This is a genomic window from Streptomyces sp. URMC 127 (genome assembly GCF_051386535.1).
Taxonomy (GTDB): Bacteria; Actinomycetota; Actinomycetes; order Streptomycetales; family Streptomycetaceae; genus Streptomyces.
In genome coordinates this window covers 1-14,648 of sequence record NZ_JBPQTW010000066.1, presented here as the reverse complement: position 1 = coordinate 14,648, position 14,648 = coordinate 1, and the positions used below count along the sequence as shown (strand labels likewise).

Annotated in this window: 16 protein-coding genes; 5 read left to right on the top strand and 11 right to left on the bottom strand. The window is 72.5% G+C overall.

The genetic code is table 11. The features are described from left to right. Window positions 1-15: 15 nt before the first annotated feature. Genes ACSNOH_RS16305 through ACSNOH_RS16295 form a run of 3 tightly spaced genes read right to left on the bottom strand, consistent with a single transcriptional unit; the run spans window position 16 to window position 3,060 of the window. Window positions 16-2,214, bottom strand: coding sequence for a DUF4132 domain-containing protein (locus ACSNOH_RS16305; protein WP_436722055.1), 2,199 nt, complete (start codon window positions 2,212-2,214; stop codon window positions 16-18). Then, on the bottom strand, window positions 2,214-2,606 hold the full coding sequence (locus ACSNOH_RS16300; protein WP_436722054.1) for a hypothetical protein: 393 nt from the start codon (window positions 2,604-2,606) through the stop codon (window positions 2,214-2,216). The genes ACSNOH_RS16305 and ACSNOH_RS16300 overlap by 1 nt, the downstream gene beginning before the upstream one ends. 58 nt (window positions 2,607-2,664) lie before the next feature. Further along, window positions 2,665-3,060 (bottom strand): MerR family transcriptional regulator, encoded by a 396-nt coding sequence (locus ACSNOH_RS16295; RefSeq protein WP_436722053.1) that lies wholly within the window; start codon window positions 3,058-3,060, stop codon window positions 2,665-2,667. 62 nt (window positions 3,061-3,122) lie between these two features. Here ACSNOH_RS16295 and ACSNOH_RS16290 point away from each other — a divergent pair, with 62 nt between their 5' ends. Together ACSNOH_RS16290 and ACSNOH_RS16285 are read left to right on the top strand one after the other, a co-directional pair. Continuing rightward, on the top strand, window positions 3,123-3,905 hold the full coding sequence (locus ACSNOH_RS16290; RefSeq protein WP_436722052.1) for an alpha/beta fold hydrolase: 783 nt from the start codon (window positions 3,123-3,125) through the stop codon (window positions 3,903-3,905). A gap of 81 nt (window positions 3,906-3,986) precedes the next feature. Then, window positions 3,987-5,540, top strand: coding sequence for an ABC transporter substrate-binding protein (locus ACSNOH_RS16285; protein ID WP_436722051.1), 1,554 nt, complete (start codon window positions 3,987-3,989; stop codon window positions 5,538-5,540). A gap of 75 nt (window positions 5,541-5,615) precedes the next feature. Here ACSNOH_RS16285 and ACSNOH_RS16280 read toward each other — a convergent pair whose 3' ends face one another. Then, window positions 5,616-5,828 (bottom strand): SCO4848 family membrane protein, encoded by a 213-nt coding sequence (locus ACSNOH_RS16280; RefSeq protein ID WP_030368215.1) that lies wholly within the window; start codon window positions 5,826-5,828, stop codon window positions 5,616-5,618. Window positions 5,829-5,931: 103 nt separating this feature from the next. Between ACSNOH_RS16280 and ACSNOH_RS16275 the strand changes: the two genes are divergently transcribed. After that, complete coding sequence (locus ACSNOH_RS16275; RefSeq protein ID WP_436722067.1) at window positions 5,932-7,389, top strand: D-alanyl-D-alanine carboxypeptidase family protein; 1,458 nt, start codon at window positions 5,932-5,934, stop codon at window positions 7,387-7,389. A 115-nt stretch (window positions 7,390-7,504) separates the two neighbouring features. Here ACSNOH_RS16275 and ACSNOH_RS16270 read toward each other — a convergent pair whose 3' ends face one another. The 3 genes from ACSNOH_RS16270 to trpS all read right to left on the bottom strand — a co-directional run bounded on the left by ACSNOH_RS16270 (window position 7,505) and on the right by trpS (window position 10,116). Beyond that, window positions 7,505-8,362, bottom strand: a complete 858-nt coding sequence (locus ACSNOH_RS16270) for a YihY/virulence factor BrkB family protein (RefSeq protein ID WP_436722050.1) — start codon at window positions 8,360-8,362, stop codon at window positions 7,505-7,507. 50 nt (window positions 8,363-8,412) lie between these two features. Continuing rightward, window positions 8,413-9,000: a 2'-5' RNA ligase family protein gene (locus ACSNOH_RS16265; RefSeq protein ID WP_436722049.1), complete on the bottom strand. Its 588-nt coding sequence runs from the start codon at window positions 8,998-9,000 to the stop codon at window positions 8,413-8,415. 102 nt (window positions 9,001-9,102) lie between these two features. Then, entirely contained in the window at window positions 9,103-10,116 is a 1,014-nt protein-coding gene (trpS, locus tag ACSNOH_RS16260) for a tryptophan--tRNA ligase (RefSeq protein ID WP_436722048.1), read from the bottom strand. A gap of 124 nt (window positions 10,117-10,240) precedes the next feature. Between trpS and rocD the strand changes: the two genes are divergently transcribed. Further along, window positions 10,241-11,446 (top strand): ornithine--oxo-acid transaminase, encoded by a 1,206-nt coding sequence (rocD, locus tag ACSNOH_RS16255; protein WP_436722047.1) that lies wholly within the window; start codon window positions 10,241-10,243, stop codon window positions 11,444-11,446. Between the two features lie 57 nt (window positions 11,447-11,503). On the opposite strand, the gene ACSNOH_RS16250 is transcribed toward rocD, so the two are convergent. Beyond that, on the bottom strand, window positions 11,504-11,890 hold the full coding sequence (locus ACSNOH_RS16250) for a hypothetical protein (RefSeq protein WP_436722046.1): 387 nt from the start codon (window positions 11,888-11,890) through the stop codon (window positions 11,504-11,506). Beyond that, window positions 11,887-12,168, bottom strand: a complete 282-nt coding sequence (locus ACSNOH_RS16245; RefSeq protein WP_436722045.1) for a hypothetical protein — start codon at window positions 12,166-12,168, stop codon at window positions 11,887-11,889. The genes ACSNOH_RS16250 and ACSNOH_RS16245 overlap by 4 nt, the downstream gene beginning before the upstream one ends. A 127-nt stretch (window positions 12,169-12,295) precedes the next feature. Here ACSNOH_RS16245 and ACSNOH_RS16240 point away from each other — a divergent pair, with 127 nt between their 5' ends. Continuing rightward, on the top strand, window positions 12,296-12,871 hold the full coding sequence (locus tag ACSNOH_RS16240) for a DUF4865 family protein (protein ID WP_436722044.1): 576 nt from the start codon (window positions 12,296-12,298) through the stop codon (window positions 12,869-12,871). A gap of 19 nt (window positions 12,872-12,890) precedes the next feature. Here the strand turns inward: ACSNOH_RS16240 and ACSNOH_RS16235 are convergent, their stop codons facing one another. Together ACSNOH_RS16235 and ACSNOH_RS16230 are read right to left on the bottom strand one after the other, a co-directional pair. Then, window positions 12,891-14,084 carry a glutathionylspermidine synthase family protein gene (locus tag ACSNOH_RS16235; protein WP_436722043.1) on the bottom strand — a complete coding sequence of 398 codons (1,194 nt, stop codon included), beginning with the start codon at window positions 14,082-14,084 and terminating at the stop codon, window positions 12,891-12,893. A 4-nt stretch (window positions 14,085-14,088) separates the two neighbouring features. Further along, window positions 14,089-14,466, bottom strand: a complete 378-nt coding sequence (locus ACSNOH_RS16230) for a hypothetical protein (protein ID WP_436722042.1) — start codon at window positions 14,464-14,466, stop codon at window positions 14,089-14,091. Window positions 14,467-14,648: the final 182 nt, after the last annotated feature.

Here is a 14,648-nt window from a genome sequence, read left to right as displayed (position 1 = left end):
GGGGCCCACGCCCGTTCACAGCTGGCTGGTGATCGTCGGGTCGGTGATCTCCGTGTCGGCGGCGAGCAGCACGGCCTTGCTGAGGATCACGGACAGCATCCGGTCGCCCTCGAAGGGCAGGTGGCCCGCTTCCGCGCCGCCGGTGCCCTTCGGCACGATGCACAGGTAGCGGTCGTGCGGGGCGATGAGGATGTTGCCCGAGCCGAGGTGGATCTTGTACGTGTGGAGGTCGCCGCGGACGTGCAGGAAGCGGCCCTCGACCGCGCACCGGTCGGCTATCGCCAGGCGCGGCACGAGCCGGGCGAGGAGATCCCGGCGGGTCTCGGCGCTCTGTGAGAGCTCCCCGAAGCCGTACGAGGTCCAGTACTCCCGGAAGCGGCCGTCGGGGCCGCCGTCCTGCCAGTCGGGGTCGTTGCCCAGGCTGGCCACGCCCACGAACAGGTCGACGTCGCGCAGCACTTCGCTCAGGACCAGCGGCGGTATCTCCGCCAGCGGGACGGGATCGACGGGCTGCTCGTTCCAGGCGAGGCGGTACTCCCCGGAGCCGGCATGGGCCAGGTGCTGCGGGGCGCCTATGGGATAGAAGCGGACCTGGTCGGTGCCCAGCCACAGATAGCTGCCGGATTCGGTGATGTTGTCGCCCGACCAGTCCTCGACGCCGTCCACCCAGAACTCGGCGCGCAGCCCCCACTCGGGCAGCTCGCGCGTCGCGGGCGGGTAGGAGTCGTCGACGCCCAGGCGCAGTTTGTTGTTCCAGCCGCGGACGGCGGCCAGGGAGTGGAACTGGTGCTGGCGCAGCACGTGGGCGGCGAAGCGGTTGGAGTAGACGCGGGTCGTGCGCTCGGCGTCCGTGAGCAGGTACACCTCGCGGTGGGCCTGTTTGAACGGCTGGGTGACCGCGTGCCGTTCGAGCCACTCGCGCCAGGCGAGCACCTCGGCGGGGTCGTGGCCGATGGGGTGCCACAGCTCTACCGGGGCGTCCGGCTCCGGGCGGGCCTTCGTGCCGTCGAGGGTACGCAGGGCGCCCTCCGCGAAGCCGCAGGCCGTGCCGCCGACGGTCCACAGCAGGCGGCGGGCGAGGGTGCCGACGAGCGGGTGGTCGAGGTAGCGCTCGCGCCAGACGCCGTACGTCCACCGCCGGCGCGAGAGGAAGAGCCGGTCCAGGCGCTCGGCCTGGGCGGTGAGCATCTTGTCGATGTCCTTGACGGCCGTCTTGAGCTCCTTGAGCTCGCCGGGGTGGTCGCGCCGGACGGCGGCGGGCACGCTCTTGACGGCCTTGCCGCTCGCGTTGGTCCAGGTCAGGACGGCCTTGCCGGAGCGGACCGCCAGCTCGGCGGTGCAGTCCCCGAGGGTGTGCGTGCCGCGCCCCACGCCGGTGAGCCCGTAGTCGGGCACGGCCAGTTCCTCGATCTCGGCGCGGCTGAGGCCCAGCGCCTCGGCGCGGGCGGTGAGCGCGGTGTCGAGCTGCTTCAGGGTGCCCTTGTAGGTGACGCGGGCGGCGAGCCGGGCGAGCTCGGCCAGGGCGGCGTCCCCGTCGGTGCGGGAGAGGGCGAGCACGCAGGCGTTGGCCAGTTTCGGGCTGCGGGGGCCGGTGCCGGGCACCTTGCGCAGGGCGTGGGCGACGAGGGCGCCGAGCGTCCGGACGGTGTCCGGATGCGGCTCCAGGAGTGACAGCAGCCACACGAGGCCGCGCACGGCGTCCACGTTGTACGGGTCGAAAAGGGCGCCGGCGTTGCCGTAGGGGCCCGGGTCGTACGGGAGGGTGCGCGGCCGGGTGGCGAGCGCGAGCCAGGACAGGAGGCGCTCCCGCACGGCTCCGGGATCCTCGCCGAGCCCGTCGAGGAGCGTGCGCCCGGTCTTCTCCCACCTGCGGGTGGGGCGGGCGCCGGCGGCGGTCAGGGCGTGGGCCAGCAGGCGCTGCCAGGGGTCGCCGCCGGGCCCGGCCGCCTCGGCCATGGCGCGGTCGGCCCACGCCTCGCCGGGGTTGAGCAGCGGCTCCTTCAGGGCGGCGACGACCGTGCGGTACGGCTCGCCGATGCAGTACGGGTGCAGGAGGAGGGTGCGGCGCAGCGTCGCGACGACCGGTCCCGGGAGGGGGCGGCCCGCGTCGAGGGCGGCGGCCGCCGCGTCCCACTGGGGGTTGTCGTGGTCGTAGGTCGTGTACTGCCGTCCCAGTTCCTCAAGGGAGGAGGCGGTCTCGGGTGCCGTGGTCATCAGCCACCCACCAGCGGAACGAGCTTGAGGAACGTGACCTCGGCGGCCGTCGCGAGGTCCAGCTCCTCGTCCAGCTCCGTCACCTGGCGGTCGCCGACGAGCACCAGGAAGCCGTTGCGCGCGAACGCGGCGAGCGCGCTCTCGAAGCACCGCTGCGGCTGCAGCCGCCCCGCCCGGGGCTTGTCCGCGCCGCCGTGGACCCACTCCGCCGCGCCCGGCCGGACCAGCGCCGGCCCGCTCTGCGCGCGGCCCGCGTTGAACTCCGCGACCTCCGTGAACACCCGACGGCGGATCACCTCACGCAGCGTCAGCCGTTCCTCGGCGACGTCGAGCGCCCACGCGTCGCGGCGCTCCCCCGATGTCGTCTCGTCGACGAGCCTCACCTTTGCCATGCCGCCGAGAGTAGGGCCGGCCACTGACAACGCCCCTCGGCGCGGGACGCACCGCAGGTCAGGCGGACTTCAGCGCGGCCATCGCGAGGGCCTCGTCCGCGCGGCGGCGGGCGTCCATCGCCTCGGTCACCCCGAGCAGCGCCTCCTTGCGGCGCCGGAGCTCGGCCATCTGCTCGTCCACCCGGGCGAGCTCGTCGTCCAGCACCCGCACGGTGTGCTCGCAGGCGAGCAGGCCGGGGCCGCCCTGGGCGCAGGGCAGCAGGGTGCGGATGGTCTCCGTCGTCATGCCGGCGGCGAGGAGCTCGCGGATGCGGCCCACGCGCTCGGCGGCGTCCGGGTGGTACCTGCGGTAGCCGTTGGCGTCCCGCTCGGAGCGCAGGAGGCCCTGCTCCTCGTAGTAGCGCAGGAGCCGGGGGCTCACTCCGGTGCGGCGCGACAGCTCTCCGATGCGCATGGGCGGTTCTCCCCCATCAGGACTTGACCTTGACACTGATGTCATACGGCAACCTCGTGGCCATGACACAGATTCCCGCGTTCTCCACCGCCGTCCACGGCTCCGGCCCCGGCCTGCTCCTCGCGCACGGCGCGGGCGGCAGCATCCAGGGCAACTACGCCCCCGTCATCCGGGCGCTCGCCGAGCACCACACCGTGGTGGCCCCCGACTATCCCGGCTCCGGCGCGACCCCGCGCGCGGAGGCCCCGCTGACCCTGGACGGCCTCGTGGACGGGATCGTGGCCGCCGCGGACGAGGCGGGACTCGACACCTTCACCCTGCTCGGCTACTCGCTGGGCACCCTGGTCTCCGTGCGGACGGCGGCCCGCTACCCGGACCGGGTGCGCGGCCTGGTCCTGACGGCCGGCCTGGCCCGGCCGGACAACCGGACGCGCTCCGCGCTGGCGATCTGGCAGCGGCTGCTGGCGGCGGGCGACACCGAGGGGTTCGCGCACTTCGTCGCGCTGACCGGCTTCGGCGAGACGTTCTTCAACGCCGTGCCCGAGCGGGAGCTGCCGGCCTTCCTGGAGCTGATCGCGGCGGGCGTCCCGGCGGGAGCGGCCGAGCAGGCCGCGGTGGTCGCGGACTCCGACACCACGCCCCACCTCGCCGGGATATCCGTCCCCACCCTGGTGATCGCCACCGCGCAGGACACCCTGGTCTCCCCCGCCAACTCCCGTTTCCTGGCGGACCGGATCCCCGGCGCCGAGTACGCCGAGATCGCGACGGGGCACGTGCCGATGGCCGAGCAGCCGCGCGCGTGGGAGAAGCTGATCCTGGAATTCCTGGCCCGCAAGGAACTCTGACGATCACTTGGCCGAATCGCCGGACGTACGCCCGTTCCTGTGTTTGAGTGTGGCGCATCACTGGGCGGAGGGGGCACGGCGATGCGCGGGTTACGGGCGGGGGTGGCCTTGGTGGCCGCCGTGGTGCTGGGCAGCGGGGCGGCGGGGTGTTCGCTGGTGCTGCCGGGGGACGACGACCAGGGGCCGATCAGCGTCGGCACCACGGACACCGTCACCTCGCTCGACCCCGCCGGGGCCTACGACGCGGGCTCGTGGGCGCTGTTCAGCAACCTCTACCAGTCGCTGCTCACCTACGTCCCCGGCACGGGAAGCCCCGTGCCCGACGCGGCGAGCCGCTGCGGCTTCCGGGGCGGCGACCTGCGCACCTTCGAGTGCGAGCTGCGCGAGGGGCTGACGTTCGGCAACGGCCGCGAAGTGACCGCCGAGGACGTGAAGTTCTCCTTCGACCGGGTCAAGCGGATCAAGTCCCCGCAGGGGCCGCAGTCGTTGCTCGACACCCTGCGGTCGGTCACCACCGAGGACCGGACGATCACCTTCAAGTTAGCGGTCCCGGACGCGACGTTCCCGTTCAAGATAGCCACCGGCGCCGGAGCCATCGTCGACAGCAAGCGCTACCCCGCCGACCGGCTCCGCACCGGCACCGAGGCCGACGGCTCCGGCCCGTACCGCCTGGAGAGCTACCGGCCGAAGGCCGTGGCCGAGCTACGGCCCAGCAAGAGCTACCGGGGCGCCGTCCAGCACAAGGGCGGTGCCGTCACCGTCCGTTACTACCGCGACTCGGCGGCGATGAGCCGGGCCTGGAAGGAGCGGTCCATCGATGTCGCCGGGCGCCTGATGCCGCCGGCCGACATCGCCGGGCACTCCCTGTCCGACACCGGCGTCAAGCTCATGGAGAGCACCGGCTCGGAGACCCGCTCGCTCTTCTTCAACCTGCGCGACGGTTCCCCGTTCGCACAGCAGCCGGTCCGCCGGGCGGTCGCCGCCGTCATAGACCGCGAGGCCCTCGCGCGCGACGTGCACCGCCGCACCGTCGAGCCGCTGTACTCCCTCATCCCGCAACGCCTCACGGGCCACTCCACGGCCTTCTTCGACCTCTACCCCCAGCCCGACCCGGAGGCCGCCCGCGCCCTCCTCCGCCGGGCCGGCGTCACCACCCCCGTCCGCTTCACCATCGCCTTCTCGCAGGGCGCCGCCACCCAGGAGGAGGCCGCCCTGCTGAAGAAGCAGCTGGAGGCCACCGGGCTGTTCGAGGTGGCGACGCAGTACGTGGAGTGGACGGAGTTCCAGAAGGGCTACGCCGCGGGCGCCTACGACGCGTACTGCGTCGGCTGGCTCGCCGACTTCCCCGACCCGGACAACTTCACCGCCCCGCTCGTCGGCCGGACCTCCAGCTTCCGCACCGGCTACGACAACCCCGGGGTCGAGAAGCTGATCCAGGCCACGCAGAGCAGCTCCCAGCGCAGCGAAGCCACGAAGGACTTCCGGGCCATCCAGGAGATCATCGCCCGGGACGTGCCCGTGGTGCCCCTGTGGCAGAAGAAGGACTACGTGCTGAGCTCGTCGTCCGTCTCCGGGACGCAGTACCTCTCGGACGGCACCGGCCTGTGGCGGCTGTGGGAGCTCGGCCGCATCTGAGGGCGGCCGGGCGGGTCACCGGCGGCTCCTGCCGTGCCGCGCGCCCGCTGTGACATTCGCTCTGTGACGTTCGCTTTATGACGTTCGCCGCAGCGCCCGCACGCCGCGCAACCCGATCAGGCCCACGGCCGTCCCCAGAAGGAAAGAGGTGACCGCGAGCAGCAGGTGCACCCAGAAGTACGCGGTCGGATCGCCCGCGTCGTCGAAGGCGAGACCGCTGCCGTCCTTCCACAGATTCTTCGCGAAGGTGATCCAGATGACCCAGCTCCACACGCCGAAGGCAAGCAGGAACCAGGAGACGGGACGGGAGAGGACGGCGGGTGCGGGCGGCGCGGCGGGGGAGGCGGCCGCGGCGGGCGCGTCAGGCGTAGTGCTCGGCATGGGTTTCAGTATGCGTTCGGGTCAGCGCAATAGTCCTATCGGGTCCCCGGCCGTCATCCGAGCCAGTGAGGCGGCGACTGCAACCCCCGGGCGGCGGGGTAGTTTCACGGACGTGCCGACGACGACATCACACCCCCCGCGGGCCGCCGCGCCGCGCCGCCGCCGCGGGGCCGCCGCGCTCGCGGCCACCGCCTCCCTGCTCGTCCCGCTGATGACCGCCGCGCCCGCCCTGGCCGATCCCACGGCCTCGCCGAGCCCGAGCCGTCCCAGCGTGAGCCCGAGCCCGTCCGGCGCCGGCGGGAGGGCGGCCCTCCCGGCGAACGGCGGCCCGGGCACCCGGGAGGACGACGGCAAGGGCATCGGCCGCGGCGCGCCCCGCAGGCCGCCCGCCCGGATGTCCACCGTGGGCGGCGAGCTGCTGGGCCGCCCCGGCCCGCAGGTGCAGCCCGGCCCCGGCGCGCCGCCGCTGCCCACCGAGCTCAGCGGGCGCTCCTGGCTCGTCGCGGACGCCGAATCGGGCGAGATCCTCGCCGCGAACAACGCGCACTGGGAGCTGCCGCCCGCCTCCACGCTGAAGATGCTCTTCGCGGACACCGTGCTGCCGAAGCTGCCCCGGACCAAGACCCACAAGGTCACCCCGGCCGACCTGGAGGGCATGGGCGCGGGCAGCAGCGCCGTGGGCGTCAAGGAAGGATCGACGTACAGCGTCCACGACCTGTGGCTGGGCGTCTTCCTGCGCTCCGGCAACGACGCGGTGCGGGTCCTGGCGTCCATGAACGGCGGCATCCAGAAGACCGTCAAGGACATGCAGGCGCACGCCGAGGAGCTGCAGGCGCTCGACACGCACGTCGTCACGCCCGACGGCTACGACGCCGACCAGCAGGTCTCCAGCGCGTACGACCTGACGCTGTTCGCCCGCTCGGGCCTGCAGAAGGCGGACTTCCGGGAGTACTGCTCGACGGTGTCGGCGCAGTTCCCCGGCGAGGAGCAGCCCGGCAAGAAGCGGGAGAGCTTCGCGATTGTGAACACCAACCGGCTGCTGACCGGCGAGGGCATGGAGCACGGCCCGTACAAGGGCATGGCGGGCGTCAAGAACGGCTCCACCACGAACGCGGGCAACACCTTCACCGGCGTCGCCCAGCACGACGGGCGCAAGCTGCTGGTGACGGTCATGAACCCGGACATCCAGGAGCCGCACGAGGTCTACAAGGAGACCGAGCGGCTGCTGGACTGGGGCTTCGAGGCCGCCGGGCGCGTCAAGCCGGTCGGCATGCTGGTTCCCCCGAAGGGGGTCGCCGGCAACGGCAAGGGCGGCGGGCAGACCGGTGGCGACCACGCGCAGGCCTCCGTGGCCGGCTCGGGCTCCGGCGGCATGTGGACGGCCGTGGGCATCGCGGGCGGCTCGCTGGTGGCACTGGGGGCGGGAGCGTTCCTCGTCCACCGGCGGTGGCCTCGTCCCAAGGTGTAGGCGCACGTACGGGTTCCGGCGGGTTCGCATTCCGCCGGACCCTCGCCGCGGGGGTTGATCACCGTGGCGGCGGAGAAAAGTTTTGGCGGCGGCGTCCGGCGGTGCCGCACCGGCCTCAGCCCGTACGGTCGGCCTTCTTCGACGGCGTAGCCGTCCACGCCGCGCAGAACAGGACCAGCTTCGCCATGAAGTTGATCCACAGGAGCAGGGCGATCGGCGTGCCGAACGCGCCGTACATGCTCTTCGCCGCCACGCCCCGCAGGTAGCCGCCGAGCAGCAGCTTGAGCACCTCCAGGCCGATCGCCCCGATCAGCGCCCCGACGACCAGCCGGCGCACCGGCGGCTGCACGTCGGGCAGGCGCGAGAGGATGTAGAGCATCAGCAGGAAGTCGGCGAGGACGGCGATGCAGAAGCCGGCCACGGTCAGCAGCGCGCCGACGCCCTGCAGCCCGGCCTTGCCGACGACCCAGTCCACGGCCGCGGAGGCGAAGACGGAGCAGGCGAGCGACAGCAGGGCGACGCCGCCGAGGCCGAGCAGCAGCGCCCCGTCCTTGAGCCTGAGGAGGACGGGGTTGCCGGGGTCCTCCTCCTTCTCCCAGACCGCGCGCAGGCACTCCCGCAGGGAGCCGATCCAGCCAACGCCCGTGAACAGCAGCAGTGCTCCGGCCACGATCCCCACCGTGCCCGCGTTGTCCACGAGGCTGCTGAGGTCGAGCTGGCCGGAGATGCCGGGGACCTGCTCGGCGAGGCGCCGCTCCAGGTCCTTCATGCGCTCCTCGCTGAGGACGGCCGCGCCGATCGCGGCGCCCACGGTGAGCAGGGGGAAGAGGGCGACGAAGCTGGTGAAGGTGATCGCGGCGGCGAGCCGGGTCCACTTCACCCGGTCGAGGGTCTCGTAGGAGCGCCAGGCGTGGGTCCGCATGAGGCGGGAGATGAGGGGCCCGATGCCGGGCAGCCGCGTCAGCCAGTCCATGGCGTACGTCTACCACTCTGACGTGGGCGTACGCCCGGACCGGGGCGGCGCTAGCGCGAAGGAGCGGGCGGTCGGACGCCCGTCTGGTGGGGGACGGCCGGCGCCGTCCCCTCCCCCTCCCCGAACGGATACTCGCGCTCCAGCCGCCACACGCCGTCCGGGCCCTGCTCGTAGAGGGCGAAGGCGTCGATCGTCCAGGCGGCCTCGAACCCGGCCAGCTCGGCGTAGGCCCGGTCCATGGCCTCCTCGGCGATGCCGTGGGCGACGGTGACGTGCGGGTGGTAGGGGAACTGCAGCTCGCGGGCGACGGGCCCGGAGGCGTCGCGGATGCGCTTCTGCAGCCAGGCGCAGGAGGCGGAGCCCTCGACCACGTTCACGTAGACGACGGGCGAGAGGGGGCGGAAGGTGCCGGTCCCGGCCAGGCGCATGGGGAAGGGCCGGCACTCGGCGGCGACGCGGGCGAGGTGCTCCTCGATCGCGGGCAGCGAGGACGCGTCGGCCTCGGTGGGCGGCAGGAGGGTGACGTGCGTGGGGATGCCGTGTGCGTGCGGGTCCCCGAAGCCCTCGCGGCGCTTCTGGAGGAAGCTGCCGTACGGCTCCGGGACCGCGATCGACACGCCGAGCGTCACGGTCCCCATTGCGTTCTCCCTCCTGTGCGCCTGTATGTCCCCGTGGCCAGTGTGACGGCTGTGCCGCACACCGTGCCAGAGCTCCTGCTCCGCTGCTGCTCCGGGCGTGCCTCAGTGCTTGGCGGGCAGGAAGCCCACCTTGTCGTACGCCTGAGCGAGCGTCTCCGCCGCGACCGCGCGGGCCTTCTCGGCGCCCTTGGCGAGGACGGAGTCCAGCGTCTCCGGGTCGTCGAGGTACTCCTGCGTGCGGGCGCGGAACGGCGTCACCCACTCCACCATGACCTCGGCGAGGTCCGTCTTCAGCGCACCGTAGCCCTTGCCCTCGTACTTCTGCTCCAGTTCGGCCATTCCCGTGCCGGTGAGCGTGGCGTAGATGGTGAGGAGGTTGCTGATGCCGGGCTTGGTCTCCGGGTCGAAGCGGATCACCGTGTCGGTGTCGGTGACGGCGCTCTTGATCTTCTTGGCGGAGACCTTGGGCTCGTCGAGCAGGTTGATCAGGCCCTTGGGGTTCGGCGTCGACTTGCTCATCTTCGCCGACGGGTCCTGCAGGTCGTAGATCTTCGCGGTCTCGCGGACGATGTGCGCCGACGGCAGGGTGAAGGTGTCGCCGAAGCGGCCGTTGAAGCGCTCGGCGAGGTCGCGGGTGAGCTCGATGTGCTGGCGCTGGTCCTCGCCCACCGGGACGGCGTCCGCCTGGTAGAGGAGGATGTCGGCGACCTGGAGGATCGGGTAGGTGAAGAGGCCGACGGTGGTGGCGCCGGCGCCCTGCTTGGCGGACTTGTCCTTGAACTGGGTCATCCGGGAGGCCTCGCCGAAGCCGGTGAGGCAGTTCATCACCCAGCCGAGCTGGGCGTGCTCGGGGACGTGGCTCTGGACGAAGAGGGTGCAGCGCTCCGGGTCGAGGCCGGCGGCGAGCAGCTGGGCCGCGGCGACGCGGGTGTTGGCCCGCAGCTGCGCCGGGTCCTGCGGCACGGTGATCGCGTGCAGGTCGACCACCATGTAGAAGGCGTCGTGGGTCTCCTGCAGGGCCACGTACTGGCGGACGGCACCGAGGTAGTTCCCCAGGTGGAACGAGCCTGCGGTGGGCTGGATACCGGAGAGAGCGCGCGGTCGATCGAGGGCCATGCGCACATTCTCTCAGGTGCGGTGCCCGACTCCGTCCGACGGTGGGGCCGCGAGTAGTAGAAAGGTGGAACAGGGGGCACAGCAATGCCCGCACACGCATGCCCGTACACGAACGGAGCACACGGTGACATCCACGGAACGCAGCATCGCCGCCGCCGAGTCGCACAGCGCGCACAACTACCACCCGTTGCCGGTCGTCGTCGCGTACGCGGAGGGCGCCTGGATGACGGACGTCGAGGGGCGGCGCTATCTCGACATGCTCGCCGGGTACTCCGCGCTCAATTTCGGCCATGGCAACCGGCGGCTGATCAACGCCGCGAAGGCGCAGCTCGACCGGGTGACGCTGACTTCGCGCGCCTTCCACCACGACCGCTTCGCCGAGTTCTGCACCGAACTGGCCGCGCTGTGCGGCAAGGAGATGGTGCTGCCCATGAACACGGGCGCGGAGGCGGTCGAGACGGCCGTGAAGACCGCCCGCAAGTGGGGCTACAAGGTCAAGGGCGTGCCGGACGGCCGGGCGAAGATCGTGGTGGCCGGGAACAACTTCCACGGGCGCACCACCACGATCATCAGCTTCTCGACGGACGAGGAGGCGCGGGCGGACTTCGGGCCGTACACGCCGGGCTTCGAGATCGTCCCGTACGGCGACCTGGCCGCGCTGGAGGCGGCCGTCGACGACGACACGGTCGCGGTGCTGCTGGAGCCGATCCAGGGCGAGGCGGGGGTGCTGGTGCCGCCGGCCGGCTACCTGCCGGGGGTGCGGCGGCTGACCGCCGAGCGCGGGGTGCTCTTCATCGCGGACGAGATCCAGTCGGGCCTGGGCCGCACCGGCGAGACGTTCGCGTGCGACCACGAGGGCGTCGTCCCCGACGTGTACGTGCTGGGCAAGGCGCTCGGCGGCGGCGTGGTGCCGGTCTCGGCGGTGGTGGCGAACCGCGACGTCCTCGGCGTGTACCGGCCGGGCGAGCACGGCTCGACGTTCGGCGGGAACCCGCTGGCGTGCGCGGTGGCGCTGGAGGTGGTGGCGATGCTGAAGTCCGGCGAGTTCCAGCAGCGCGCCACGGAGCTCGGCGAGCACCTCCACCACGAGCTGAACCTGCTGGTCGGCGGCGGCGCGGTCGACGCCGTGCGCGGGCGCGGCCTGTGGGCGGGCGTCGACATCTCGCCGTCGCACGGTACGGGGCGGCAGATCTCGGAGCGGCTGATGGAGCGGCGGGTCCTGGTCAAGGACACGCACGGCTCGACGATCCGGATCGCGCCGCCGCTGGTGATCAGCAAGGAGGACCTGGACTGGGGGCTGGACCAGCTGCGGGCGGTGCTGGGCGGCTGAGCCGATCGCTCGGTGCCCGGGTGCGGAGGCTTCTCCGTACCCGGGACGGAGCACCGCCTACGGGAGGCTGTCGGGGCTGAGCGGATCGACACCGGTTCCGTCGTACATCTCCGGCCGGGCCGAGATCACGATGCGTCCCGCGGGCCATTCCGCCGACGGCTTGGCCAGGTGGACGGCGTGGGCGATGCGCCAGTCGAAACCACTGCCCACCAGGGCCCCGACGTCGAGCGCGGCAGTGAGGTCCATCGGCTCGACCTCGAAGCCGGGCAGGCTCGCGACGTGTTCGCCGACGCCCTTGCGTTCGGCGTCCGCGGCAGCGAGGGAGAGGGCGGGGACGTGGCCTATGCCCCTGCCTTCGGCCGATGCGACGACGAGCCCGGATAACCGCCGGTGCCCCGCTCCCAGCATGAGCAATGCCGAGTGGTCGAGGATGAGGGGGATCACGCGGCAGCACCACGCTTAGCGGCCATGCGGGCGGCGACCTCTTGCAGCAGCCGGTCACCAGCGGCCACGTCCTCGTCGGTCACCTCCACTCCCATGTGCTCGCGCAGATACGCCCGGGCGGCCGCACCGCGGGCTGCGAGCTCGGCCCGGGTGGGCTTGGCCCTGGCGAGCTCCTCCACGAGACTCCGGATCGTGGTCCCTTGCTCCGCGGCCAGTATCCCCAGCCGTTCGCGAGCGGCCTTGGAAACCTTGATGCTGGTGTCTGCGTCGTCACTCATGGCACCCGAATCTACTCCCGGTAGAGCCCGGCGGCAGCGGACGACCGCAATCGATCTCCATGTGATCGAATCAGCTGGATCATGCCCGCGTCAGGTAGCGGGAACGACCAGCGAGAGGCTCAGTCGCGTGTACGCGAAGCAGTACGAGATCACCCTCCCCGCCGACTACGACATGGGGATCATCCGCGAGCGCGTGGCCGGGCGCGGCCACGTCCTCGACGACCGCGCCGGCCTGGCCCTGAAGGCCTACCTCATCCGCGAGCGCGGAGTGCACGGCTCGCCCGTCCATCAGTACGCACCGTTCTACCTGTGGAACGACACCGCCGCGATGAGCCACTTCCTCGTCGGCGGGGGCGGGTTCGAGGGCATCGTGCGGGACTTCGGGCGGCCCGTCGTGCGGCACTGGACGGGCATCGCCACCGAGGCCGGGCCGGCGCGGGGCGCCGTGCCGCGGGCGGCGACCCGGCGGCTGACGCAGCTGCCCGCCGAGGGCCTGGCGGAGAAGGTCGCCGAGGAGACCGAGGCCCTGCGCGACCTCACCCGCCGGCACGACGGCGTCCACACGGCCGCGCTCGCCGTCGACCCGCACCACTGGCAGCTGCTGCGCTTCGTGCTGTGGACCGGGGCGGAGGACGTGCCGCCCGGTGACGACAGCACCGAGCGGTACGAGGTCCTGCACCTGTCCTCGCCCGAGCTGCCCTAGCCCGGGCCAGGGCCCCGGCTCAGCCGTCGATCACGTGCGGGACGAACCGCGCGTACTCGTCGGTGATCGGCCCCGCCGACTCCCGGATGCCCAGCCCCGCCGGCTCGCCGTCGACCACCCACGCCCCGAGGACCGTGCGGTTGCCGCCGAAGTCCGGGAGCGGGCACAGCTGCTGGTAGCAGCACGGCTCGTCCCGTACGGCCGCGGCCGCGGCCGCGCCGGCCTCGTGCAGGGTGATGCCGGCGCCCTCCCGCCCCAGCAGCGGCTTGGCCGCGTAGCCGGTGGTACGGGCCAGCTCGCGGGGGCCGTCGACGTAGGCGGGGAGCAGGCTGGGGTGGCCGGGGTGGAGCTCCCACAGGACGGCGAGGAGCGCCTTGTTGGACAGCAGCATCTTCCACGCCGGCTCGATCCACAGCGTGGATCCCGTACCGCCGCCGTTGTCGAGCGTGTCCAGCGCGTGCGGGCCGAAGCGGTCGCCGGTCAGCCACTCCCAGGGATACAGCTTGAAGCAGGCGCGGATGAAGCCGTACCGCTCGTCCACGAAGCGGCCGGAGAGGGCGTCCCAGCCGATGTTCTCCATGGGGAGGGCGCGGGTGTCCAGGCCGGCCTGCTCGGCGGTCTCGCGCAGGTAGGCGACCGTCATCAGGTCCTCGCCGAGCTCGTCGGCGGCGGAGTGCGCGAAGTGCAGCGGCGCGCCGGGCGGCAGCAGCGGCGCCTGCCGCCGCCAGGCGTCGACGAGGCGCTCGTGGAGCGAGTTCCACTGGTCGAGGCCGGGGAAGCGGTCCTCCATCCAGAACCACTGGGCGCTCGCCGCCTCCACCAGGGAGGTGGGCGTGTCGGCGTTGTACTCCAGCAGCTTGGCCGGGCCGCTGCCGTCGTAGCACAGGTCGAAGCGGCCGTAGACGGAGGGCAGTTCGCCGCGGCGGTGCCAGGACTCGGCGATCAGGGCGGTGAGCCGCGGGTCGGTGAGGCCGAGCTCGGCGAAGCGGTCGTGCGTCACGATGTGCGCCGCGGCCTCCAGGCACATCTCGTGCAGCTCGGCGACGGTCTCCTCCAGGGCCTCGACCTCGGCGAGCGTGAAGGAGTAGTACGCGCTCTCGTCCCAGTACGGGCGCAGGGAGCCGTCGGGGAGGCGGGTCAGGGGGTAGATCACGCCCTGCTCCTCCACGGTGGCCTGCCAGCCGGGGCGGGGTTCGGTGCGGTGGCGGCGCATGGGATCAGCCGCCGCCGGAGCCGGAGTTCGAGCAGCCGAAGCCGCCGCGGTCGACGGCCTTGCTTTTGCTGAAGGTGCCGCTCTCGGCGTAGCCGCCGGAGCGGTTGGCGCCGTAGTACCAGCGGCCGGTGCCCGTGGTCGAACTGCCGCTGCCGCTGCCGCTGCTCTTGTTCGAGCAGGCCTTGGGATCGAGGAGGCGGTAGCCGCCCCGCCCCGCGTCGTAGCTGTTCGGGTCGACGCAGCGCTTGTCCGGTTCGGAGCCGCAGGAGGTGAGGGCGGCGGCGAGGGCGCCCATGCTGCCCAGGACGACCGTCGACGAGCGCAGCCGGCGGCGCGTCTTCCGGTTCTTCCCGGGCGTTCCCGGTATGTCGTTTTCTGCCATGCGAATGACCCCCGTCATGTACTGCTCATGCCATGCAGGCCCCTCACCCTAAAGGGCGCTTCCGGCCGCCCCACGGCCCCCCTCACTCCCCCGGCGGGAGCACCCTCAGGAGGGCCTCCAGGGCGCCCGGGAAGGCGTGGTCCGGTGGGGTGCCGTAGCCGACGATGAGGCCGGCGGGGGTG

Excerpts from the sequence above, each read along its gene's own strand:
- ACSNOH_RS16270 (WP_436722050.1), bottom strand. The coding sequence starts at position 8,362 with ATGGACTGGCTGACGCGGCTGCCCGGCATCGGGCCCCTCATCTCCCGC.
- ACSNOH_RS16305 (WP_436722055.1), bottom strand. The coding sequence starts at position 2,214 with ATGACCACGGCACCCGAGACCGCCTCCTCCCTTGAGGAACTGGGACGG.
- ACSNOH_RS16295 (WP_436722053.1), bottom strand. The coding sequence starts at position 3,060 with ATGCGCATCGGAGAGCTGTCGCGCCGCACCGGAGTGAGCCCCCGGCTC.
- ACSNOH_RS16275 (WP_436722067.1), top strand. The coding sequence starts at position 5,932 with ATGCGTTCGGGTCAGCGCAATAGTCCTATCGGGTCCCCGGCCGTCATC.
- ACSNOH_RS16245 (WP_436722045.1), bottom strand. The coding sequence starts at position 12,168 with ATGAGTGACGACGCAGACACCAGCATCAAGGTTTCCAAGGCCGCTCGC.
- trpS (WP_436722048.1), bottom strand. The coding sequence starts at position 10,116 with ATGGCCCTCGATCGACCGCGCGCTCTCTCCGGTATCCAGCCCACCGCA.
- ACSNOH_RS16285 (WP_436722051.1), top strand. The coding sequence starts at position 3,987 with ATGCGCGGGTTACGGGCGGGGGTGGCCTTGGTGGCCGCCGTGGTGCTG.
- ACSNOH_RS16265 (WP_436722049.1), bottom strand. The coding sequence starts at position 9,000 with ATGGGGACCGTGACGCTCGGCGTGTCGATCGCGGTCCCGGAGCCGTAC.
- ACSNOH_RS16290 (WP_436722052.1), top strand. The coding sequence starts at position 3,123 with ATGACACAGATTCCCGCGTTCTCCACCGCCGTCCACGGCTCCGGCCCC.
- ACSNOH_RS16300 (WP_436722054.1), bottom strand. The coding sequence starts at position 2,606 with ATGGCAAAGGTGAGGCTCGTCGACGAGACGACATCGGGGGAGCGCCGC.
- ACSNOH_RS16230 (WP_436722042.1), bottom strand. The coding sequence starts at position 14,466 with ATGGCAGAAAACGACATACCGGGAACGCCCGGGAAGAACCGGAAGACG.
- ACSNOH_RS16235 (WP_436722043.1), bottom strand. The coding sequence starts at position 14,084 with ATGCGCCGCCACCGCACCGAACCCCGCCCCGGCTGGCAGGCCACCGTG.